The organism is Cronobacter condimenti 1330, from assembly GCF_001277255.1.
GTDB classification, from domain to species: domain Bacteria; phylum Pseudomonadota; class Gammaproteobacteria; order Enterobacterales; family Enterobacteriaceae; genus Cronobacter; species Cronobacter condimenti.
Genome location: NZ_CP012264.1, coordinates 4,146,200 through 4,168,648, shown reverse-complemented (window position 1 = coordinate 4,168,648; position 22,449 = coordinate 4,146,200). Strand labels below are relative to the sequence as shown.

Annotated in this window: 15 protein-coding genes, 1 tRNA gene and 1 pseudogene; 12 read left to right on the top strand and 5 right to left on the bottom strand. The window is 58.0% G+C overall.

Features of this window, described 5'->3' with window-relative positions:
• Positions 1-19 precede the first annotated feature (19 nt).
• Positions 20-96, top strand: a tRNA-Pro gene (locus AFK62_RS19140).
• Positions 97-148: 52 nt separating this feature from the next.
• Here the strand turns inward: AFK62_RS19140 and AFK62_RS19135 are convergent.
• On the bottom strand, positions 149-607 hold the full coding sequence (locus AFK62_RS19135) for a lysozyme inhibitor LprI family protein (RefSeq protein WP_007680555.1): 459 nt from the start codon (positions 605-607) through the stop codon (positions 149-151).
• A pseudogene (locus AFK62_RS21690) lies at positions 597-1,525 on the bottom strand (peptidoglycan-binding protein). The gene AFK62_RS19135 and the pseudogene AFK62_RS21690 overlap by 11 nt, the downstream one beginning before the upstream one ends.
• Before the next feature lie 759 nt (positions 1,526-2,284).
• On the opposite strand from AFK62_RS21690, the gene dppA reads away from it, so the two are divergent.
• From dppA to dppF, 5 genes are all read left to right on the top strand, one after another.
• Positions 2,285-3,892 (top strand): dipeptide ABC transporter periplasmic-binding protein DppA, encoded by a 1,608-nt coding sequence (gene dppA, locus AFK62_RS19125; RefSeq protein ID WP_032984887.1) that lies wholly within the window; start codon positions 2,285-2,287, stop codon positions 3,890-3,892.
• 161 nt (positions 3,893-4,053) lie between these two features.
• Complete coding sequence (gene dppB / locus AFK62_RS19120; RefSeq protein ID WP_007680530.1) at positions 4,054-5,073, top strand: dipeptide ABC transporter permease DppB; 1,020 nt, start codon at positions 4,054-4,056, stop codon at positions 5,071-5,073.
• 9 nt (positions 5,074-5,082) lie between these two features.
• Complete coding sequence (dppC, locus tag AFK62_RS19115; RefSeq protein WP_007680528.1) at positions 5,083-5,985, top strand: dipeptide ABC transporter permease DppC; 903 nt, start codon at positions 5,083-5,085, stop codon at positions 5,983-5,985.
• Positions 5,986-5,996: 11 nt separating this feature from the next.
• Entirely contained in the window at positions 5,997-6,992 is a 996-nt protein-coding gene (gene dppD, locus AFK62_RS19110; protein WP_007680526.1) for a dipeptide ABC transporter ATP-binding protein, read from the top strand.
• Positions 6,979-7,992 (top strand): dipeptide ABC transporter ATP-binding subunit DppF, encoded by a 1,014-nt coding sequence (dppF, locus tag AFK62_RS19105; RefSeq protein WP_053532084.1) that lies wholly within the window; start codon positions 6,979-6,981, stop codon positions 7,990-7,992. The genes dppD and dppF overlap by 14 nt, the downstream gene beginning before the upstream one ends.
• A gap of 197 nt (positions 7,993-8,189) precedes the next feature.
• On the opposite strand, the gene bcsG is transcribed toward dppF, so the two are convergent.
• Genes bcsG through bcsE form a run of 3 tightly spaced genes read right to left on the bottom strand, consistent with a single transcriptional unit; the run spans position 8,190 to position 11,630 of the window.
• Positions 8,190-9,875, bottom strand: a complete 1,686-nt coding sequence (gene bcsG, locus AFK62_RS19100) for a cellulose biosynthesis protein BcsG (RefSeq protein WP_007680520.1) — start codon at positions 9,873-9,875, stop codon at positions 8,190-8,192.
• Positions 9,868-10,065: a cellulose biosynthesis protein BcsF gene (bcsF, locus tag AFK62_RS19095; protein ID WP_007680512.1), complete on the bottom strand. Its 198-nt coding sequence runs from the start codon at positions 10,063-10,065 to the stop codon at positions 9,868-9,870. The genes bcsG and bcsF overlap by 8 nt, the downstream gene beginning before the upstream one ends.
• On the bottom strand, positions 10,062-11,630 hold the full coding sequence (bcsE, locus tag AFK62_RS19090; RefSeq protein WP_007680510.1) for a cellulose biosynthesis protein BcsE: 1,569 nt from the start codon (positions 11,628-11,630) through the stop codon (positions 10,062-10,064). Before bcsE ends, bcsF begins: the two co-directional genes overlap by 4 nt.
• Before the next feature lie 172 nt (positions 11,631-11,802).
• Here bcsE and bcsR point away from each other — a divergent pair, with 172 nt between their 5' ends.
• The 6 genes from bcsR to bcsC are packed head-to-tail and all read left to right on the top strand — an operon-like array spanning position 11,803 to position 22,405.
• The gene (bcsR, locus tag AFK62_RS19085; protein ID WP_007680508.1) at positions 11,803-12,009 is read left to right on the top strand and encodes a cellulose biosynthesis protein BcsR; all 207 of its coding nucleotides are present in this window, start codon (positions 11,803-11,805) and stop codon (positions 12,007-12,009) included.
• A complete protein-coding gene (gene bcsQ / locus AFK62_RS19080) occupies positions 12,006-12,740 on the top strand; it encodes a cellulose biosynthesis protein BcsQ (protein WP_007680506.1) in 735 nt (244 codons plus the stop codon). Before bcsR ends, bcsQ begins: the two co-directional genes overlap by 4 nt.
• Positions 12,737-15,355 carry a UDP-forming cellulose synthase catalytic subunit gene (gene bcsA / locus AFK62_RS19075; RefSeq protein ID WP_007680503.1) on the top strand — a complete coding sequence of 873 codons (2,619 nt, stop codon included), beginning with the start codon at positions 12,737-12,739 and terminating at the stop codon, positions 15,353-15,355. The genes bcsQ and bcsA overlap by 4 nt, the downstream gene beginning before the upstream one ends.
• A gap of 10 nt (positions 15,356-15,365) precedes the next feature.
• Positions 15,366-17,798 (top strand): cellulose biosynthesis cyclic di-GMP-binding regulatory protein BcsB, encoded by a 2,433-nt coding sequence (gene bcsB, locus AFK62_RS19070; RefSeq protein ID WP_007680502.1) that lies wholly within the window; start codon positions 15,366-15,368, stop codon positions 17,796-17,798.
• A gap of 6 nt (positions 17,799-17,804) precedes the next feature.
• The gene (gene bcsZ / locus AFK62_RS19065; RefSeq protein WP_007680500.1) at positions 17,805-18,920 is read left to right on the top strand and encodes a cellulose synthase complex periplasmic endoglucanase BcsZ; all 1,116 of its coding nucleotides are present in this window, start codon (positions 17,805-17,807) and stop codon (positions 18,918-18,920) included.
• On the top strand, positions 18,902-22,405 hold the full coding sequence (gene bcsC, locus AFK62_RS19060) for a cellulose synthase complex outer membrane protein BcsC (RefSeq protein ID WP_053532083.1): 3,504 nt from the start codon (positions 18,902-18,904) through the stop codon (positions 22,403-22,405). The genes bcsZ and bcsC overlap by 19 nt, the downstream gene beginning before the upstream one ends.
• Positions 22,406-22,449: the final 44 nt, after the last annotated feature.

Sequence of the window (22,449 nt, the reverse complement as noted above, 5' to 3'; positions counted from 1 at the left end):
GTAATATGCGCCCCGCATTCGGTGATTGGCGCAGCCTGGTAGCGCACTTCGTTCGGGACGAAGGGGTCGGAGGTTCGAATCCTCTATCACCGACCAAATTTAAAAAGCCTGCTCAATGAGCAGGCTTTTTGCTTTCCGTCGTTTGCCCTTAAGGCTGCACCTGCGCCATCAGTGCTTTCAGCTCGTCGATACGCGCCTTATTCATATTGATCTCGCACTGGGTGGATATGACCCAATAATTGGGTGTTTTTTCACTGATCTGGGAACTGGCTACCCTGCAAAACAGGGCCTTATGTTTTTCCCAGGTCATCTGATCGTTTTTCAGCGCATTGGCCGTATCTTCAACGATTTGTGAATCTTCATCCCCGTAATCCGCATTTGCCTCCAGCCAGTCTTCCGACTGCACCCGCTTCAGCGCCGCCTCCAGCGTTTGTTGCAGCGCCTGCTCCGTTTGCTGACGCTGCTTCTCAAGACATCGCGTTCCGGCGGCATAATCCGCACTCTTCGCACACATCTCTGCGGCCTCTCCATAAATGATGGACGAGGCAGCAACGCAGGTGATTGGCAGCAACAGAAATGGCAGAAAAAAACTCAGCTTATAACCCATTGATATATTGCAACCTTTTTAAGTTTCTTCCGTGTGAGTTCATCTGTGCGCGATCTGTTTTCAGATATAAACGCACCGATTTCAGATCGTCGAGTAAAATCAACCGGGCAAATTCACCTGCTGACTCACATCCCTGATATAGGCTATCGATGTATATATCTTTTAATCTGACACGTATCTTTTCCCAGCTTATGGCAGACATCATTCTCGCTTTGCGTCCATTAAAGATCCTTTTCGCCTCGGAAATATAAAACTGGATAGCAATTTCAAACAGTCTTATCTGTTGCTGGTGCGTAATCTCACCGAAAAGCGGCCATACACTTTCACGAAACTGACAGCATCTCGTCCTTTCAGAAAAGCGGCTTTGGAGGCAAGGATAGCTTTGTATTCTTCTATCCCTGCTTGTCTGAGCGTTGCAAAAATTTCACCTGAGCTTCGATTCCCCATATCGTAGCCACGCCCAAGCGTAACGCCAGAGGCAGCAGAATTCGGCCAGTGTAAGATGCGTGAGAACCAGGGATAAGGATGCGGGCGAAATGGGTCTGTGGCTGTAATATAATCCGCGCCTTCATTGTCAAAAGTAAATTGCCCTTCCCGCACCTGTAACGGCCCGGAACTTACCATTGGTTGCCATAGAGGTTGTCTGGCATTTTTTAATGCCTCAAGGAACCATTGATCCATGGGTTGTATCAGGCCTGACGGAGACAGCGTCAATAAACGCTGATACCAGATAATGGCTTCATGAGTTTCGTTGTTACATCGTCCATCTGCTTTTAGCGTTCGTCCTGTAGCAGCCTGATAGCCAGCCTCCATCATCATTACTTGTAGTGCTTTAACATCATCAGCGTAATTCACACCGCAGATGCCTACTGATGATTGCAACCGCAGCACCCGCGGTTCATGATAATTCCTTTTCATACATCCCTTTACCTTTAGTCAGTTCTTTGGCGCTTCTTTTTTGTGTCGGTCGCGGAAGGCGTTTTTTACGTGCTTCAGCCATGACGCATTCCAGAAACACGCGCTGAAAATCGTATAAAGGGATATCGTGTAAAACAGTTATGAGGCTGCGATTATTAGTTTTCACCCCCACATTCAGAATCGGCTCCAGGCAATATCTGTCGGACGCTAACGCGCCGCTTAATTCGCCCGTCTTATTTAGCTTCGATTTTCTCGTGGGAACGCAATTCTGTGACATATTTCATTGAAAATAGTTATGAAACGCGCCGCATACTTTCCCCTCTGCTTATATATTGGCTTAGCATTTTTTGCTGTATGCCTTACCAATTGCGCCATAAACCGTTCATAAGTTCGCCAGAAGACAAGAAATTTTTCATTAACGGGATAAAACATAAGCGCTGGATGTTACAAAATATCAAGAGGATTATTCTGCGGGTGGGGGCGTAGCATAAATTTCCGTGCTGAAAACATGCCCATGAGGTTTTTTTAATCTTTGTTTGCCGTTTCTCACCCCGGTTGTAAATCCCGGATAGCTGTATTGACGTTTTCCTATTCTGTTGACAGATTGTAGGGCGTGAGGGTCATTTTACGGACAATCTGTACTGCAACTCAGTCTCCCTTGCGAAAGGAATCCCCAGCCCCACACTTACCGATCGGACCGGGCAAAAAATAAAAAAGGTCTGACGGATAACACAACACCTATCACATTGGAGCAGAAGAATGAGTATTTCCTTGAAGAAGTCAGGGATGCTGAAGTTTGGTCTGAGCCTGGTGGCTATGACCGTCGCAGCAGGCGTACAGGCCAAAACCCTGGTTTACTGTTCAGAAGGCTCGCCTGAAGGCTTTAACCCGCAGTTGTTCACCTCTGGCACCACGTATGACGCAAGCTCTGTGCCTATCTATAACCGTCTGGTTGAATTTAAAATCGGCACCACTGAAATTATTCCAGGTCTCGCCGAAAAATGGGACGTCAGTGAAGATGGCAAAACGTATACCTTCCACCTGCGCAAAGGCGTGAAGTGGCAGGACAATAAAGAATTTAAACCGACGCGCGAATTTAACGCCGATGACGTCGTGTTCTCCTTTGACCGCCAGAAAAACGCGCAGAACCCGTACCATAAAGTTTCTGGCGGCAGCTATGAATATTTCGAAGGCATGGGCCTGCCGACGCTGATTAGCGAAGTGAAAAAAGTGGACGAGCATACCGTCCAGTTCGTGCTGACGCGTCCGGAAGCGCCATTCCTGGCGGATATGGCGATGGACTTCGCGTCTATTCTCTCTAAAGAGTACGCCGACAACATGCTCAAAGCGGGCACCCCGGAAAAAGTCGACCTGAACCCGATCGGCACCGGCCCGTTCCAGATGCTGCAATACCAGAAAGATTCCCGCATTCTGTACAAAGCGTTCCCGGGCTTCTGGGGCACCAAGCCGAAGATTGACCGTCTGGTCTTCTCCATCACGCCGGATGCCTCTGTGCGTTACGCCAAGCTTCAGAAAAACGAGTGCCAGGTGATGCCGTACCCGAACCCGGCAGACATCGCGCGCATGAAGCAGGATAAAAGCATCAACCTGATGGAGCAGGCAGGCCTGAACGTGGGCTACCTCTCTTTCAACACCGAGAAAAAGCCGTTTGACGACGTAAAAGTACGCCAGGCGCTGACCTACGCGGTGAACAAAGAGGCCATCATCAAAGCGGTTTACCAGGGCGCTGGCGTTGCCGCGAAAAACCTGATCCCGCCGACCATGTGGGGCTACAACGACGACGTTAAGGATTACACCTATGACGTTGAGAAAGCCAAAGCACTGCTGAAAGAAGCCGGTCAGGATAAAGGCTTTACCGTTGAGCTGTGGGCGATGCCGGTACAGCGTCCGTATAACCCGAACGCACGCCGTATGGCAGAGATGATCCAGTCTGACTGGGCGAAAATCGGTGTTCAGGCCAAAATCGTCACCTACGAGTGGGGCGAATACCTCAAGCGCGCCAAAGCGGGCGAACACCAGGCTGTAATGATGGGCTGGACCGGCGACAATGGGGATCCGGATAACTTCTTCGCGACCCTGTTCAGCTGCGACGCGGCGAAAGATGGCTCAAACTACTCTCGCTGGTGCTACAAGCCGTTTGAAGATCTGATTCAGCCGGCGCGCGCAACCGATGACCACAACAAACGTATCGAGCTGTACAAACAGGCTCAGGTCGTCATGCACGATCAGGCGCCTGCGCTTATTGTTGCGCACTCCACCGTGTATGAGCCGGTACGTAAAGAAGTCAAAGGCTACGTGGTTGATCCGCTTGGCAAACACCACTTCGAAAACGTCTCCGTTGAATAATAAGTAGGGTATCCTCCCTCTCCCTGTGGGAGAGGCCCGGGGTGAGGGCGGTGTATCGCTGCCTTCACCCTTACCCTCTCCCGCCAGGAGAGGGAATTTACATTTGTGAGCAATACAGACCACAGCCCCCTGGTTGTGCGTCACTACAGAGAATCCGGGTTATGTTGCAGTTCATCCTCCGACGTCTGGGGCTTGTTATCCCGACGTTTATCGGTATCACCCTTCTCACTTTTGCCTTCGTTCATATGATCCCCGGCGACCCGGTGATGATCATGGCGGGCGAACGTGGTATTTCCCCTGAGCGTCACGCGCAGCTACTGGCCGAACTCGGCCTCGATAAACCCCTGTGGGAGCAATATTTCCACTATGTCTGGGGCGTACTGCATGGCGATTTAGGGATGTCGCTGAAAAGCCGTCTCCCGGTCTGGGACGAGTTCGTGCCACGCTTCCAGGCGACGCTTGAACTGGGCGTCTGCGCGATGATTTTCGCCATTGCTGTCGGTATCCCGGTGGGCGTGCTGGCTGCCGTTAAGCGCGGTTCTATCTTCGATCACACCGCGGTGGGCCTGGCGCTGACTGGCTACTCCATGCCGATTTTCTGGTGGGGCATGATGCTCATCATGCTGGTCTCGGTGCAGTTAAACCTGACGCCCGTGTCGGGGCGCGTCAGCGACATGGTTTTCCTTGATGACACCAATCCGCTGACTGGCTTTATGCTGATAGACACCGCCATCTGGGGCGAAGAAGGCAACTTTATCGACGCGCTCGCGCATATGATCCTGCCTGCCGTGGTGCTTGGCACCATTCCGCTGGCGGTAATTGTGCGTATGACCCGTTCGGCAATGCTTGAAGTGCTCGGCGAGGATTACATCCGCACCGCGCGCGCCAAGGGCCTCACTCGCATGCGCGTTATTATCGTTCACGCGCTGCGTAACGCCATGCTGCCGGTCGTGACGGTGATTGGTCTCCAGGTCGGGACCATGCTTGCGGGCGCTATCCTGACGGAAACCATCTTCTCCTGGCCGGGCCTCGGTCGCTGGCTTATCGACGCGTTGCAACGCCGCGACTATCCGGTCGTACAGGGCGGCGTGCTGCTGGTGGCGACGATGATTATTCTCGTCAACCTGCTGGTCGATCTGCTCTACGGCGTGGTGAACCCGCGTATTCGTCATAAGAAATAAGGGGCCATCATGACGCAAATGACTGAAAACAAAGTGGTGGCCGCACCGGTGCCGATGACGCCGATGCAGGAATTCTGGCACTACTTCAAACGTAATAAAGGCGCAGTAGTCGGGCTGGTGTATGTCGTCATCATGATCCTGATTGCCGTCTTCGCTAACTTTATCGCGCCGCATAACCCGGCGGAGCAGTTCCGCGATGCGCTGCTGGCGCCGCCGGTCTGGCAGGATGGCGGCACCTGGGCGCATATGCTTGGTACCGATGACGTAGGCCGCGATGTGATGTCCCGCCTGATGTACGGCGCGCGCCTCTCACTGCTGGTCGGCTGTCTGGTGGTGGTGCTGTCGCTGGTGATGGGGATTGTGCTTGGCCTGGTGGCGGGCTATTTCGGCGGTGTCGTCGATTCCATCATCATGCGTATTGTCGACATCATGCTGGCGCTGCCAAGCCTGCTGCTGGCGCTGGTGCTGGTGGCGATTTTCGGCCCGTCTATCGTTAACGCGTCGCTGGCGCTCACCTTCGTGGCGTTGCCGCACTACGTGCGTTTAACCCGTGCGGCGGTGCTGGTAGAAGTGAACCGCGATTACGTGACCGCCTCTCGTGTGGCGGGCGCGGGTGCCATGCGCCAGATGTTCGTGAACATTTTCCCTAACTGCCTCGCGCCGCTGATTGTTCAGGCGTCGCTGGGTTTCTCGAATGCCATTCTCGATATGGCCGCACTGGGCTTTCTCGGCATGGGTGCGCAGCCGCCAACACCGGAGTGGGGCACCATGCTCTCTGACGTGTTGCAGTTCGCGCAAAGTGCCTGGTGGGTCGTGACCTTCCCGGGTCTCGCTATCCTGCTGACGGTGCTGGCATTTAACCTGATGGGTGACGGCCTGCGTGACGCGCTCGACCCCAAACTCAAGCAGTAAAGAGGCACGAGATGGCGTTACTGAATGTAGATAAATTATCGGTGCACTTCGGCGACGAAGGCACCCCGTTCCGCGCGGTAGACCGTGTGAGCTACAGCGTAAACCAGGGCGAAGTGGTTGGTATCGTGGGCGAATCAGGCTCCGGTAAATCGGTCAGCTCGCTCGCTATCATGGGCCTGATTGATTTCCCGGGCCGGGTCATGGCGGACAAACTGGAGTTCAACGGCCAGGATTTACAGCGTATTTCAGAAAAAGATCGCCGTAATCTGGTCGGCGCCGAAGTGGCGATGATTTTCCAGGATCCGATGACCAGTCTGAACCCCTGCTATACCGTGGGTTTCCAGATTATGGAAGCTATCAAAGTGCACCAGGGCGGCAATAAAAAGACCCGCCGCCAGCGCGCTATTGACCTGCTCAACCAGGTCGGTATTCCCGATCCGGCTTCACGTCTGGACGTTTACCCGCACCAGCTGTCGGGCGGGATGAGCCAGCGCGTCATGATTGCGATGGCGATAGCCTGTCGTCCGAAGCTGCTTATCGCCGATGAACCGACGACCGCGCTGGATGTGACTATCCAGGCGCAGATCATCGAACTGCTGCTGGAGCTTCAGCAAAAAGAGAACATGGCGCTGATCCTCATCACCCATGATCTCGCGCTGGTGGCTGAAGCGGCGCACAAAATCATCGTGATGTACGCAGGCCAGGTGGTGGAAACCGGCGAAGCGCGGGATATCTTCCGTGCGCCGCGCCACCCGTATACCCAGGCGCTGCTGCGCGCCCTGCCGGAGTTTGCGCAGGATAAAGCGCGTCTGGCGTCGCTGCCGGGCGTGGTGCCAGGCAAATATGACCGTCCGTTGGGCTGCCTGCTTAACCCGCGCTGCCCGTACGCGACTGAACGCTGCCGCGCAGAAGAACCGGCATTAAATCTGGTGGACAACGGTCGCCAGTCGAAATGCCACTATCCCCTCGATGATGCCGGGAGGCCAACCAATTATGAGCACGCATGAGGCCACCACGCAGCAACCGCTGTTGCAGGCTATCGACCTGAAAAAACACTACCCGGTGAAGAAGGGGCTTTTCGCCCCGGAACGCCTGGTAAAAGCGCTCGACGGCGTCTCGTTTACGCTTGAGCGTGGCAAAACGCTCGCCGTCGTGGGCGAATCCGGCTGTGGTAAATCCACACTGGGCCGCCTGCTCACCATGATAGAAACGCCTACCGGCGGTGAGCTTTACTACCAGGGCCAGGATCTGCTCAAGCACGATCCGCAGGCGCAAAAACTGCGCCGCCAGAAAATCCAGATAGTCTTCCAGAACCCGTATGGTTCACTGAACCCGCGTAAAAAAGTGGGGCAGATTCTGGAAGAGCCACTGCTGATTAACAGCTCGCTTAGCAAAGAAGCACGCCGTGAGAAAGCGCTGGCGATGATGGCGAAAGTGGGGCTTAAGACCGAGCATTACGACCGTTATCCGCATATGTTCTCCGGCGGTCAGCGTCAGCGTATTGCCATCGCGCGCGGGCTGATGCTTGATCCGGACGTGGTTATCGCCGACGAACCGGTCTCGGCGCTCGACGTGTCCGTGCGTGCGCAGGTGCTGAACCTGATGATGGATTTGCAGCAGGATCTGGGTCTCTCCTACGTGTTTATCTCGCACGATTTGTCGGTAGTGGAGCATATCGCCGATGAAGTGATGGTGATGTATCTGGGCCGCTGCGTGGAGAAGGGTACGAAAGACCAGATTTTCTCAAACCCGCGTCATCCGTACACGCAGGCGCTGCTCTCAGCAACGCCGCGCCTGAACCCGGACGACCGCCGCGAGCGTATTAAGCTCACCGGCGAGCTGCCAAGCCCGCTGAACCCGCCGCCGGGGTGCGCGTTCAGCGCCCGCTGCCGTCGCCGTTTCGGACCGTGTACGCAGATCCAGCCGCAGTTAAAAGAATATAACGGCCAGCTGGTCGCCTGTTTCGCGGTCGATCAGGACGAAACCGGCGAGCCGCGTATCCCTTAACCGGTGCGTGAAACGAAAACCAAAGCCGACGCTGCGCGTCGGCTTTTTTTATGGGCGCTGTTATGGCGTAAGGGAGAGGCGCTGCGCGGCTTTCCCCTACGGCGTCAGGTGAACATTCATACAGGGCGGGCAGTCTGTTCACCCGCCAATAAAAAAGCCGACGGTTTACGTCGGCTTTTTAGCGAATGGCGTTACGGTTATTGCGGGTAAGGCACCCAGTCGCCGCCGCTTAACCGCACCCACGGTTTGCCCTGGTACTGCACCACTACGGCGTTGGCGTTCTCAGATACCGGCGCGCTCTGTGGCAGATTGCTGGTCAGCCCCTGCCAGTCCACGCTGTCGGCGACAAAATTCTTCCCGTCCAGCATTCGCACAACCAGTTCCGAAATGGCGAGGAAACTGCTCGGCTGGTCGATATCGATAGCCGGGCCCTGATGCGGCGCCTTCATGCCGATAAACTTAATGCCGACCGGCACATGGGTAATCGACGGGCTTGGGATATCACGAAGGCCGGAGACCTGCATTTTATCGCCCTGCAACGCAGCACCGTGTTCCGGTACCACCACGACCATGACTTTACGGTTCTCTTTTTCAAGCTGTGTCAGGAACGCGTCCAGCTCGTCAAACAGCTTCTGCGCGCGCGCTTTGTAATCGGCGGTTTTGCTGTTGCCCGGATAGTGGTTACCGTCGTGCAGCGGCAGCAGGTTAAAGAACGTGGCGCTGCGATCGCCGCTGCCCTCGCTCTTCACGGTCTGCTGCCAGCGGTTCAACACGGCCGTGTCGTCAAACACCGGCGAGCCGTCAAACGACAGCAGATTCACCGGCAACCCTGACTGATCCATCAGCGGCTCCTGCATATTGCCGTTCTCACGCACTTCTTTCAGGAAGTTACCGAACACGCCGTTATGGTCCAGCATCAGGTGGCGTTTAAAGCCGAGCTTCGCCAGGTTATCGAACAGATAGCACTGCTCACCGGCGGGCTGATACAGATTTTTATGCGACGGCTGACCGCAGCTTGCACGCAGCAGGCGGATTGCCGCCGGGCCGCTGTACGAGGTGCCGGAGTTAAAATTCTTAAACACAATGTCGAAATGCGACCACAGTGGGTGCGACATCAGGCCTGTGGCCTCGACATCTGGCCACGCGAGTGAACAGATATTAATAACCAGCAGATCAAACGGCTGCGCATCGGCGGGCAGGCTTGCCGGGAACGTGGTCTGCCGTTTGGACTCGCTGGTATAGAAGCTGTTCAGCCAGTCGTTAACGCTCTGCGTGCTGGCAGGCGCGGTTTGCAGCGGAATATCGCCCGCCACCACGGTACCTGCAGCATTCGCGACCGTCGGTGCGGCACCGCCGCCGGTTGTCGTGACTGTGGCAGGTGCGCTGTTCCCCGCAGGCCACAGCGAAACGACCGGGCCGGTTACGGTCAGTACGTTAAGCCAGACCATTATCGCCACTACAAATACGGTTACGCGCACCCACTGGGAGAGGAACATCCAGGCGACCAGCAGCACAAAAGCGGCGCCGATCATCTGCCAGTTAATAAAGCGCGTCACCAGGTCCAGCACGTAGTCGGTACTAAAGCCCGCGACCTGCGAGCCCTGGCTCATAATGCTTTGCGGGCCCGGCAGCCACGTATCGTGCCAGAACAGACCGATACCGACAGGGATAGCCACCCAGTGGCGCAGCCGGTGCAGGCGCAGGTTCGGTATCGGGAACAACAGGAAGGCCATAAACACCAGGTTGGCGAGCGGATGGAAATTCAAATAGCCCGTCCAGAGCAGGCCGAATTTCAGCAAAAAATAGTAGTTCCAGCCGGAAAGGCCGCGCCAGTTTTGCCAGCCCGAGCGGGCAAGGGGAGCGGAGTGAACGTGATTAGTCATGTTTTAAGTTTGCCTTGACGGTAGAGCGGCGGCGCAACGTACCAGCGGGTTTAACAAATCGGGGGCGAAACAGCAGCGGACGCAGCGTTTTCATCATACGGCGTTTTCCCACGCAAAGCGCATACCCCAGAGGGATAAAGACCAGCGCGCAAATCACGATGAGCTGAAGAATATCGGTAATCGACATCATACGGCGCGCTCCTCGTTTAGCAGCGTAACGGGCGTCGGTGTGTGGCGCGTGGGCGTTTTCGGTGCGTCGGCAAGCAGGGCGGCGGTCTGGCTCGCCTGCTGGCGGGTCATCTCCAGCGGCGCGGCCCACTGTTCCGGGCGCAGGGTATTCATCTGCACAATTTCAGCGGCAATCTGGTTATCCTCATGCCAGACCATACGGTTAGAGAACAACTCGCTTATTGGCAGCGGAAAAATATGGCTCAGTGCGGTATCAAGATCGGTGATGCGGCAGAACGAGAGAAACAGCACCAGCCGGTTCTCGCCAAGCGTCACAATATCGCCCATACGGCCCGGGCGGCAGAGCGTCAGCGCCTGCTCCACGCGAATACCCGGCACCGGGCGCAGCGCGATCAGAATGCCTTTGTTGTCCTGCGGAATAAGCACATTGCTCATCAGCGCGCCGACGGCATTGCAGAACACATCCCACGGCTGATAGCCGCGCATTTTCAGCGGCTGCATCGCCTCCAGCAGCGTATTCACATCTTCCGGCACAAAGCGGGTGAATTCCTGATTCTGCACGCTTTCAATTAATGTCAGGCAACGCGACAGCGGGGCGTTCCACGGAATAACCATGTTCGCGCCGCAGCCCAGCAGAAGCCGCTCGTCGGTGGCGCGCACGCTGGCTTTGTTTTCGCGCACAATAATTTTCAGCGCACTCCCGCGCTGACGGCGCAGCGCGTGTACGTGGCGCGCCAGCCCTTCAATCTGACCATTTTGCGTTAGCGAGAAAATAATGGTCGCGGCCTGCGCCTGACGCGCCTCGTTAAACAGCGTGTCGTTGCTCTCAAAGAGCGTCCAGTTCTCGGAAAGCGGCGGTGCGCCTTCGAGTACCGCGATATGGCTCAGCACGCGGCGCTCGTCGCTGCGCGCCTGTAACGACACTTCCTGGCGCGGCACCAGCGCCAGACGGTTGTTCATGGTCGTCACCCGAAGTTGCTGACGGGCACTGACGCCTTTATCGTTAAACCAGAAGGCCACATCGTATAGCCAGGCGTCGCCCTGATAGCGCAGCGTCGCGAGACCGGAAAGCTGCTGGTATTCGCTCATTAGCATTGAGGTTTGCTGATCGGCCTGCGCGCCAGAATTAATTATAAGAAAAGTACAATGCTGTTCTTGCGCCCAGCTTTGGCTTTTTCTTATCCAGGCTTTAATATGTGCGGGCGAAACACCTTGCCAGGCGTTTTCCGCACATAGCAGCACAATAAAATAGTTTTCAGGTTCAAGACTACAAAGCAGATCGCGGTGCAGGTGATGTAAAGCGTCCTGACGGTTCGGCAGGGTAAACAAGCGTACTTCATCCGGCCCTTCCGGTGTGGAAGGTAATGGCGCAATAATCGTTTCTGGTGCGGCGTCCATCGTAATGATGGCGACTTTCGCCTGTGGCGTTTGCGCCAGAAGGGTTTGATTCACGAGCGTAATGGCATCGCTATAGCGGTCGCAGTTTATCCATCCCGTTCCGCCAGCCGATATATGACGCAGCTCATCCCATAGCGAATCAATGCCAATTGAAAAAACAAGAGCCATGGCGCCCTCAATATATAAAGAGTATGACTGTCAGTTTACTAGCGAAAGCCAAGAAATAAACCTAACATTGAAATTAAAGAACATGATCATTAGCATGCAAACCGGGATTGCGCGGGTTCTCTGTTATCGTTTGCTGGCTTTAGTGAAATTGCTCTAAGGAAAAATAGAATATATGCCTGAGAATGATGCTAAGGCCGCACGCCAGCCCGATCGTGGCTATACCTTCCAGAATGATTTTGAAGCACTCAGCCGGGTGTTTTCACTTCCAGACCTCGACTACACCGATATTTCTCAACGCGAAAAACTCGCGACCGCGATTGCGCGCTGGCCGTTATTAGCGGAATTAGCGCGTCGTGATTCAGGAGCGCACAAAGGATGACCGTTCTGGCATTACAGGGCGTGCGGGGCGGCGTGGGCACCACGTCATTAACGGCGGCGCTCGGTTGGGCGCTGCATCAGCTGGGCGAGTCGGTGCTGGTGATTGACGCCTCGCCGGATAACCTGCTGCGCCTTGCGTTTAATATCGATTTCGACCACGCCGACGGCTGGGCGCGCGCGCTGCTGGACGATAAACCCTGGCAGTCTACCGCCTGGCGTTACGCGCCGGGGCTCGACGTACTGCCGTATGGCGCGCTGCGCCAGGCCGAGTGGGAAAACGCGGGCGCACTGGCCGCCCCGCTCAGCGCGTTTGCCCGGCATCTTGAGGCGCTCAAGGCGAGCGGTCACTGGCGCTGGGTGCTTATCGATCTGCCGTGCGGTTTTGATGACGTCACCCGCCGCCTGTTGCAGGCTGCCGATCGTACGCTTTGCGTGGTGCAGCCCGACGCGAACTGTCATGCGCGTCTGCACCAGCAAGCGCTGCCGAACGGTTGCGATGTGCTGGCGAATTTCCGCCTGATTTCAAGCCAGGTACAAAACGACATCTGGCAGCTCTGGCTACAGACGCAGCATAATCTGGTACCGCTTGCCATTCATCGCGACGAGGCGATGATGGAAAGTTTCGCCGCCAAACAGCCGGTGGGCGAATATCGCCCTGACTCGCTGGTGGCGGAAGAGATAATTACGCTGGCGAACTGGTGTCTGCTGCATTACGGGAGTGAAGGGGCATGATAAGCATCTCCGCCCTGCTGCTCGCGCCACCGGTTCGCGCGCGGCTGCGCGAGCGTTATTACACCTATCGTCGCAACGGCGCGCCGCCTTTCAGCGCGGCACTCGGTTGCGCGTGGCTGACGCTCGCCTGGCTGCTGCTGCCGCTGGAAAACCCGCGCTGGCAGGCGATTCGCGCCCAGCACGCGCTGCTCTTCCCGCATATCAATCCTGATCGTTCGCGTCCGCTGGATGTCGTGCGCTATCTGTTACAAGGGCTGTGGCTGTTGACGCTGCGGCCCTGGCGTGCCGTTAACGCGCCGCGCTGGCGACCCGTCTCAAAGCTTCAGGTCTGGCGCGAGCGGTTTAATGTCTGGCTTGAAACGCTCCCGCAGCGCTTTAGCGATGAAACTGACCACCTTAACGAGCAAAAAGAGCTGGGACATATCAACGCACGCCTGCGGCGCGTTGTGCTGGGTGTGGTGGTGTTCTTCTCACTGGTGCTGGCTATCCTGTGCGTGACGCAGCCGTTTAACCCGCTGTCGCAGTTCATTTTCCTGATCTTGCTGTGGGGCGTGGCGCTGCTGGTGCGGCGTCTGCCGGGCCGTTTCTCGGCGCTGATGCTGATTGTGCTGTCGCTGACCGTCTCCTGTCGCTACATCTGGTGGCGCTACACCTCCACACTTAACTGGAACGATCCGGTGAGTCTGGTGTGTGGCCTGGTTTTGCTGGTGGCGGAAACCTACGCGTGGGTGGTGCTGGTACTCGGCTACTTCCAGGTTATCTGGCCGCTGAACCGCCAGCCGGTGCCGCTGCCCAAAGATCTCAACACCTGGCCTTCTGTAGATATTTTCGTGCCGACCTATAACGAAGATCTCCACGTGGTGAAGAACACGATTTACGCCTCGCTCGGCATTGACTGGCCGAAAGACAAGCTCACCATCTGGATACTGGATGACGGCGGTCGCGAGGAGTTCCGCCTTTTTGCGGAGTCGGTCGGCGTGCAGTATGTCGCCCGAACGACCCATGAACACGCCAAAGCGGGCAACATCAACAACGCGCTGAAGCTCGCGAAAGGCGATTTTGTCTCGATTTTTGACTGCGACCACGTACCGACGCGCTCGTTCCTGCAATTAACGCTGGGCTGGTTCCTGAAAGACAAAAAGCTCGCGATGATGCAGACGCCGCACCACTTCTTCTCACCGGACCCGTTTGAGCGCAACCTGGGACGTTTTCGTAAAACGCCGAACGAAGGGACGCTGTTCTACGGGCTGGTGCAGGACGGTAACGACATGTGGGACGCCACCTTTTTCTGCGGCTCGTGTGCGGTGATCCGCCGCGGCCCGCTGGATGAAATCGGCGGTATTGCGGTAGAAACCGTCACCGAAGACGCCCATACCTCGCTGCGCCTGCACCGGCGCGGTTACACCTCCGCCTATATGCGTATTCCGCAGGCGGCGGGGCTTGCGACGGAAAGTCTCTCGGCCCATATCGGCCAGCGTATTCGCTGGGCGCGTGGGATGGTGCAGATCTTCCGTCTTGATAACCCGCTGTTTGGCAAAGGGCTGAAGCTCGGACAACGGCTCTGTTACGTCAACGCGATGCTGCACTTCCTCTCCGGCGTGCCGCGGCTTATCTTCCTGACCGCGCCGCTGGCATTCCTGCTGCTGCATGCCTATATCATCTACGCCCCGGCGTTGATGATTGCGCTGTTTGTTTTGCCGCATATGGCGCACGCAAGCCTGACTAACTCCAAAATCCAGGGCAAGTATCGCCATTCGTTCTGGAGTGAAATCTACGAAACGGTGCTCGCCTGGTATATTACGCGGCCTACGATGGTGGCGCTCTTCAACCCCCACAAGGGCAAGTTTAACGTCACCGCGAAAGGTGGCCTGGTGGAAGAAGAGTATGTCGACTGGGTTATTTCGCGTCCGTACCTGATGCTGGTGCTGATTAACCTCTTTGGCGTGCTGGTCGGCATCTGGCGCTATTTCTACGGCCCGGCCAACGAGATGCTCACTGTGATAGTCAGTATCGTGTGGGTTTTCTATAACCTGATTATCCTCGGCGGCGCGGTGGCAGTGTCGGTGGAAAGCAAACAGGTGCGCCGCGCGCATCGCGTGGAAATGGTGATGCCGGCGGCGATCGCCCGCGAAGACGGCCATCTTTTCTCGTGTACGGTGCAGGATTACTCCGACGGCGGCCTGGGCATTAAAATCCACGGCGGCGCGCAGTTGTTGCAAGGGCAGAAGGTGAATCTGCTGATGAAACGCGGCGCGCAGGAATATGTCTTCCCGGCGAAAGTCGTGCGCGTCTTTGGTGATGAAGTGGGCCTGAACCTCGACGGGCTGACCACGCGTCAGCATATCGATTTTGTACAATGTACCTTCGCGCGCGCCGATACCTGGGCGCTCTGGCAGGACAGCTTCCCGGAAGACAAACCGCTGGAAAGCATGCTCGATATCCTCAAGCTCGGCTTCCGGGGATATCGCCACCTGGCGGAATTCGCGCCAGCGTCATTAAAAATTGTCTTTCGCACCCTTACCACGCTGGTTTCCTGGATAGTGTCGTTTATCCCCCGTCGTCCGGAGCGGACGTCGCTGGGGGAGCGTGCGCTCCCGGTTATGGCTCAACAATGATGAATATGCGATGAAAAGAAAACTCTCCTGGATGTGCGCGGCAGCAGTAGGAATGAGCCTGTTGCCTGTAGCGTACGGCGCGCCTGAAGCCACCACCAATCCAAACGCCACCGCCGCGCCGACGGTGCCGGTGGTCGCTCCCGCCACGCAAGGCGTCATGACCGCGACGCCTGCGCGTAGCGAAGCGTTAACGCCAGCCACACCGCCGGTTGCCGGCAACGAGCCTGCGCCCGCCACAGAAGGGGCGGTACTGGGCCAGGTGATGCCAGGCGTTCAGGGGGCCGGAGCGCCGGTCGTTCAGGATGGCGCGCCTGCGCGCGACGTCACGCTCAGTTTCGCCACCATCGCGCCGCCGCCGGGCAGTATGGTGCTTAAAGGCACCAGTCCGGACGGTTTTGTTGAGTTCGGTATGCGCAGCGACGAAGTTATCTCCAAAGCGACCCTGAACCTGACTTACACCCCGTCGCCATCACTGCTGCCGGTGCAGTCGCAGCTGAAGGTTTATCTTAACGATGAGTTGATGGACGTGCTGCCGGTCACCAAAGAACAGCTCGGCAAGAAAACCACCGCACAGGTGCCTATCGACCCGCTCTACGTCAGCGATTTCAACCGAGTGCGTCTGGAGTTTGTCGGCCATTATCGCGACGTGTGTGAAAACCAGGCCAGCAACACGCTATGGATGGATATCGGGCGCAGCAGTGCGCTGAACCTCACCTTCCAGACGCTGCAACTGCAAAATGACCTGTCGCACTTCCCGGTGCCGTTCTTTGACCCACGTGATAACCGTCCGCTGGAGCTGCCGATGGTCTTTGCCGCGTCGCCGGATCTCGTCACCCAGCAGGCGGCGAGCATTGTGTCGTCCTGGTTTGGCTCACGCTCCGGCTGGCGCGGTCAGCACTTCCCCGTGATGTATAACACCTTGCCGACGCGCCATGCGGTGGTGTTCGCCACCAACGATAAACGCCCGGACTTCCTGCGCGACCTGCCGCCTGCCAAAGGCCCGATGGTGCGCATGATGAGCCATCCGCAAAACCCGTGGGTGAAACTGCTGGTGATTGAAGGGCGCGACGATAACGATCTGTTGCAGGCCGCTAAAGGCATCGCCCAGGGCAGTCTGCTGTTCCGCGGCGACAGCGTCGAGGTGGGCGAGGTGAAACCGCTGCTGGCGCGCCAGCCTTACGACGCGCCAAACTGGGTACGCACCGACCGCGCGGTAACGTTCGGTGAGCTGAAAAACTATGAAGAACAGCTACAGGCGACTGGCCTTGAACCGAACCCGATTAACCTGACGCTCAACCTGCCGCCGGATCTCTATCTGCTGCGCAGCAACGGCATCGATATGCGCCTGAATTATCGTTATACGGCGCCTGCCACGCGCGATAACTCGCGTATGGATATCAGCCTGAACAACCAGTTCCTGCAATCCTTCAACCTGGTGCCGAAAGATGAAACCAACCGCCTGCTGCTGCGCCTGCCGCTGCTGCAAGGGCTGCTGGATGGCAAGAGCGAAGTGACCTTGCCGACGCTGCGTCTGGGTGCGGCGAACCAGCTGCGTTTCGACTTCGAATACATGAACCCGCTGCCGGGCGGCTCGCTGGAAAACTGCGTCACCTTCCAGACGGTGCCGAACCGCGTGGTGGTCGGCGATGACTCCACCCTGGATTTCTCGAATTACCATCACTTTATCGCGATGCCGGACCTGCGCTCTTTCGCCAATGCCGGTTTCCCGTACAGCCGCATGGCGGATCTCTCCGACACGCTTATCGTGATGCCGAAACAGCCTAATCCGGCGCAGCTCACCGCGCTGCTGAGCACCACCGGCACCATCGGCGCGCAGACCGGTTTCCCGGCGGTGAATCTGACTATCACCGACGATGGCAGCAAGATGAAGGATAAAGACGCTGACATTCTGGTGATCGGCGCGCTGCCGGACTCGCTGAAAGACGAAAAACGTGTCGACATGCTGGTTCAGGCCACCGAAAGCTGGGTGAAAACGCCGACGCGTGAGGTGACACTCACTGATACCGACGCCCGCGACCGCCAGCCGCAGGCACAAACCGCAGTGCGCTCTTCCGGGCCGGTGGCCGCGATTGTGGGCTTCCAGTCGCCGTATCACGATCAGCGCAGTGTGGTGGCGCTGCTTGCAGACAGCCCGCGCGGCTATGAATTGCTGAATGACGCGCTGAACGACAGCGGCAAACGCGCCGCGATGTATGGCTCGGTCGTTATCGTGCGTGAATCGGGCGTCAATAGCCTGCGCGTGGGCGATGTCTATTACGTCGGGCATCTGCCGTGGTTTGAGCGTATCTGGTATGCGCTGGCCAACCACCCGATCCTGCTTGCGATATTCGCTGCCATTAGCGTGGTGTTGCTGGCGTGGGTGCTGTGGCGTCTGCTGCGGATCCTGAGCCGTCGCCGTCTTGATCCGGGTAAACATGAGTAACGCGTTATGAAAAATCTGTGCAGGTGGCTGGCGGCGGGGGTGTTGCTGGTCACGGTTTCAGCGCATGCCGCCTGTAGCTGGCCCGACTGGGATCGTTTCAAAGGCGGCTACATCAGTGAAGAAGGGCGCGTGATTGACCCAAGCGATCCGCGCAAAATCACCACGTCTGAAGGGCAGAGCTACGCGCTGTTCTTCGCCCTCGCGGCTAACGACCGCGAGGCGTTCGACAAAATCCTGCTTTGGACGGAGAACAATCTCGCCAACGGATCGCTGAAAACCATGCTGCCTGCCTGGCTGTGGGGCATGAAAGGGCCGGACGACTGGACGGCGCTTGATACCAACTCCGCCTCGGATGCCGATTTATGGATAACCTGGAGTCTGCTGGAAGCAGGGCGGCTGTGGAAAGAGCCGCGCTACACCGAAACCGGCAAAGCGCTGCTCGATCGTATCGCTAAAGAAGAAGTGGTGAACGTGCCGTCCCTGGGCGACATGCTGCTGCCGGGGAAAGTCGGCTTTGCCGAACCGACGCTCTGGCGCTTTAACCCAAGTTATCTGCCACCGCAACTGGCGCGCTATTTTACGCGCTACGGCAAACCGTGGACGACGATTCGCGACACTAACCTGCGTCTGTTATTAGAAACCGCGCCGCGCGGCTTCTCGCCGGACTGGGTGAGCTATGACGCCAAAAAAGGCTGGCTGCTTAATCCCCCGAAGCCGCAAAAACCGCTTATCAGTAGCTACGATGCGATTCGCGTTTATTTGTGGGTCGGCATGATGAACCCGGCAGATGAGCAGCAGGCACCGCTGCTTAAGCAGCTTAACGCAATGGAAACCGCAACCCAGAAAACGGGCCTGCCGCCGGAAAAAGTGCGCGTGATCGACGGCAAAACGCAGGGCAACGGGCCAGTCGGTTTCTCTGCCGCACTTCTGCCGTTCCTGCAAAACCGTGACACGCAGGCCTTGCAGCGTCAGCGCGTAGCGGATAACTACCCGCAGCAGGACGCTTATTACAGCTATGTATTAACCCTGTTTGGCCAGGGATGGGATGAACACCGTTTTCGCTTCACCGTCGACGGTGAGCTGCAACCCGCCTGGGGAGAGTCATGCACAAGTTCGCGTTAAGTATCACCGCACTGGCGCTCGGCGTCGCCCTTTCCGGGCAGGTGCAGGCACAACCGGACATCAGGCAGCAGTTGCTTGAACAGGTGCGGCTTGGCGAATCCGCGAAGCGTGACGATCTGGTGCGCCAGTCGCTCTACCGTCTGGAGCTGATGAGTCCGGACGACCCGGAGGTTATCGCCGCGCGGATGCGCTATCTGCTGCGCCAGGGGGATAACGCAGGCGCACAGCAGCAGTTTGCTCGTCTTGGCAAACTTGCGCCGCAGTCGGGCGCGTATCAGCAGGCGCGCATTACGCTTGCGCTCTCCTCGCCAGAAGGACGCCAGCAACTCCAGCAGGCGCGTTTGCTCGGCACCACCGGGCATACTCAGGACGCGCTCGCGGCGTACCAGAAACTTTTTAACGGCGCGCCGCCCGATGGCGATCTGGCCGTTGAATACTGGGCGCTGGTGGCAAAAGATCCGGCGCGTCGCGATGAGGCGATTCGCCAGATGCAGGCGCTGAACGACCGCGCGCCGGGCAATGACCAGCTGCGCACTCAGCTTGCGCTGCAACTCTTTTCGGCGAATCGTCAGCAGGAAGGCTTCAGCGTGCTGGAGCAGATGGCGAAATCGGGCGGCGGACGCGAAACGGCGGCAGATCTCTGGTATCAACAAATTCAGGGAATGCCCGCAAGCGACGCAAGCGTCGCCGCGCTGGAGCGTTTCTTACAGGTCTTTAGCAGCGGCGAGACGGCCGATAAAGCCAAAAGTCTGCTTGCCGATCAGCAAACGAAACTCGCCGACCCGGCGTACCGCGCCAGAATGCAGGGCATTGCCAGTGTTGAAGAGGGCAAGGGCGCGAACGCGGTGGCGGATCTGAGCCGCGCGTTAACCGCGAACCCGAACGACAGCGAGGCGCTGGGCGCACTGGCGCAGGCGTATTCCCAGCAGGGGAATCGCGCGCGCGCCGTACCGCTGCTGGAACAGGCGCTGAAACAGGATCCGAACAGCCCCAACAGCGGGCGCTGGCAAAGCCTGTTGCAGGTCAACCGCTACTGGTTGTTGATAGAGCAGGGCGACGCGGCGCTGAAAGCCAACAATCTGGCGCAGGCGCAGCAGAAATACCAGCAGGCCGCGGCGGTAGACAATACCGACAGCTACGCGGTGCTCGGGCTTGGTGATGTCGCGGTGGCGCGTAAAGACGATGCCCAGGCCGCGCGTTACTATCGTCAGGCGCTGCGAATGGACAACACCAACAGCAACGCCATTCGCGGGCTGGCGAATCTTTACCGCCGCCAGTCAACCGCACAGGCGGAGGCCTTTATCGCCACGCTCACGGCGAGCCAGCGGCGCAGTATTGAAGATATCGAACGCAGTCTCGCCAGCGAGCGGCTGGAACAACAGGCGGGCGCGCTGGAAAGCCAGGGGCGCTTCGCTGAGGCAGCCGCCGTACAGCGCCAGCGACTGGCGCTTGATCCGGAAAGCGTCTGGATAACCTACCGGCTGGCAAGCGATCTGGTCTCTGCCGGACAGCGCCGTGACGCCGATATCGTGATGGGACAACTGGCGCTGCGTAAACCCGGCGATCCGGAGCAGGCATATGCCTACGGGCTCTATCTTTCCGGCACCGATCGCGATCGCGCCGCGCTGACGCACCTCAACACGGTGCCACGCGACAAATGGACGCCGAATATTCTTGAGCTGGCGCAGCGGCTGCAAACCAATGAACTGATGGAAACCGCTAACCGTCTGCGTGACAGCGGTCAGGAGGCGCAGGCGGTGGCGCTGTTGCGCCAGCAGCCGGCCTCAGACCGTATCGATTTAACGCTGGCGGACTGGGCGCAGCAGCGTGGCGATAACGCCGCGGCGCGTGCGCAGTACCAGACGGTGCTGGCCCGCACGCCAGGCAGTGAAGACGCGCGGCTTGGGCTGACCGAAGTGCTGATTGCCGACGGTAATCAGGCGGCGGCGCGCGAGCAGCTCGCCGCGCTGGAGACCCCGGCGGCAGGCGCGGCACCGCGCTCGCCGGGTACGCAGCGGCGCATCGCGAATGCGCAGGCCGCGCTTGGCGACACGGCACGCGCGCAGCAGACATTCGCCACGCTGGCCGCCCAGGCGAAAACACAGCCGCCTTCGCAGGAAAACGCGCTGGTGCTGCGCGACGCGGCGCGCCTTCAGCGCCAGAACGGTCAGCCGCAGCAGGCGCTTGCAACGTACCGCGATGCGATGGTTGCTGCCGCCATCACACCGACTACGCCCCGTGAGAACGACGCGTTCACACGGTTAACCCGCAATAACGCGGGCGACGACTGGCTTAAGCGCAGCGTACGCGGCGACGCGGCGGATCTGTATCGCCAGCAGGATTTGAACGTCACCCTCCAGCACAATAACTGGGGCTCCAGCGGGACGCCTGGATACTCTGATCTGAAAGCAAACACCACGATGTTGCAGGTGGATACGCCGCTGAGCGATGGCCGCCTGCTCCTGCGCACCGACGTGGTGAATATGAATCCGGGCAGCTTTAGCGACAGTCTTTATAAAGAAACGTTTGGCACCTGTGCTACAACCTTCTGCTCCGGTAATACGAAACAGCGCGCCTCCGGCGTGAGCCTTGCGGCGGGCTGGCGAAACGACACCTGGGATATGGATATCGGCACCACGCCGATGGGCTTTGACGTCGTCGATGTGGTCGGTAGCCTGAGCTACAGCAGCGATCTTGGGCCGGTTGGCTACACGGTAAACGCCCATCGTCGGCCTATTTCCAGCTCCGTGCTGGCGTTTGCCGGACAGCGCGACGCGCCGTCCAACACCGGCATTACCTGGGGCGGCGTTCGTGCCACCGGCGGCGGGGCGAGCGTCAGTTACGATCGTGGCGAGGCGCACGGCGTCTGGGCAAGCCTGAACGCCGATCAGCTCACCGGTAAAAACGTCGCCGATAACTGGCGCGTACGCTGGATGAGCGGCTACTACTACAAGCTGATTAACGAAAATAATCAGCGCCTCACCATTGGGCTCAACAATATGGTGTGGCACTATGACAAGGATTTAAGTGGTTATTCTTTAGGCCAGGGCGGCTACTACAGCCCGCAGGAGTATGTCTCTTTCGCGGTGCCGGTCGCCTGGCGGATGCGCACGGAAAACTGGTCCTGGGAGCTTGGCGCGTCCGGCTCCTGGTCACATACCCGCACGCAGGCGCAGCGCCGTTATCCGCTACGGGGGCTTATCCCGGCGCCGGTGGAAAACCCTGCGAATCCGGCGTTGAGCCGTTACACGGATAAGGACGAACCGGGAGACGGCGACAGCAGCGCAGGCTGGGGGTATACGGCCAACGCGCTGATTGAACGGCGCATTACCTCCAACTGGTCGGTGGGGGCAGCAATCGATATTCAGCAGGCGAAGGATTACACGCCGAGCAATTTCGCGCTGTTTATCCGCTACTCACAGGCTGGCTGGCAGGGTGACATGGATATACCGCCGCGCACACTTACGCCTTACGCCGACTGGTAATAAGATTACTGCGCGTTCGGCCCGGCCACGCGGTTAAATTCCAC

Bases quoted from the DNA above. Each gene is read 5' to 3' on its own strand.
- AFK62_RS19135 (WP_007680555.1), bottom strand. From the start codon at position 607: ATGGGTTATAAGCTGAGTTTTTTTCTGCCATTTCTGTTGCTGCCAATC.
- dppA (WP_032984887.1), top strand. From the start codon at position 2,285: ATGAGTATTTCCTTGAAGAAGTCAGGGATGCTGAAGTTTGGTCTGAGC.
- dppB (WP_007680530.1), top strand. From the start codon at position 4,054: ATGTTGCAGTTCATCCTCCGACGTCTGGGGCTTGTTATCCCGACGTTT.
- dppC (WP_007680528.1), top strand. From the start codon at position 5,083: ATGACGCAAATGACTGAAAACAAAGTGGTGGCCGCACCGGTGCCGATG.
- dppD (WP_007680526.1), top strand. From the start codon at position 5,997: ATGGCGTTACTGAATGTAGATAAATTATCGGTGCACTTCGGCGACGAA.
- dppF (WP_053532084.1), top strand. From the start codon at position 6,979: ATGAGCACGCATGAGGCCACCACGCAGCAACCGCTGTTGCAGGCTATC.
- bcsG (WP_007680520.1), bottom strand. From the start codon at position 9,875: ATGACTAATCACGTTCACTCCGCTCCCCTTGCCCGCTCGGGCTGGCAA.
- bcsF (WP_007680512.1), bottom strand. From the start codon at position 10,065: ATGATGTCGATTACCGATATTCTTCAGCTCATCGTGATTTGCGCGCTG.
- bcsE (WP_007680510.1), bottom strand. From the start codon at position 11,630: ATGGCTCTTGTTTTTTCAATTGGCATTGATTCGCTATGGGATGAGCTG.
- bcsR (WP_007680508.1), top strand. From the start codon at position 11,803: ATGCCTGAGAATGATGCTAAGGCCGCACGCCAGCCCGATCGTGGCTAT.
- bcsQ (WP_007680506.1), top strand. From the start codon at position 12,006: ATGACCGTTCTGGCATTACAGGGCGTGCGGGGCGGCGTGGGCACCACG.
- bcsA (WP_007680503.1), top strand. From the start codon at position 12,737: ATGATAAGCATCTCCGCCCTGCTGCTCGCGCCACCGGTTCGCGCGCGG.
- bcsB (WP_007680502.1), top strand. From the start codon at position 15,366: ATGAAAAGAAAACTCTCCTGGATGTGCGCGGCAGCAGTAGGAATGAGC.
- bcsZ (WP_007680500.1), top strand. From the start codon at position 17,805: ATGAAAAATCTGTGCAGGTGGCTGGCGGCGGGGGTGTTGCTGGTCACG.
- bcsC (WP_053532083.1), top strand. From the start codon at position 18,902: ATGCACAAGTTCGCGTTAAGTATCACCGCACTGGCGCTCGGCGTCGCC.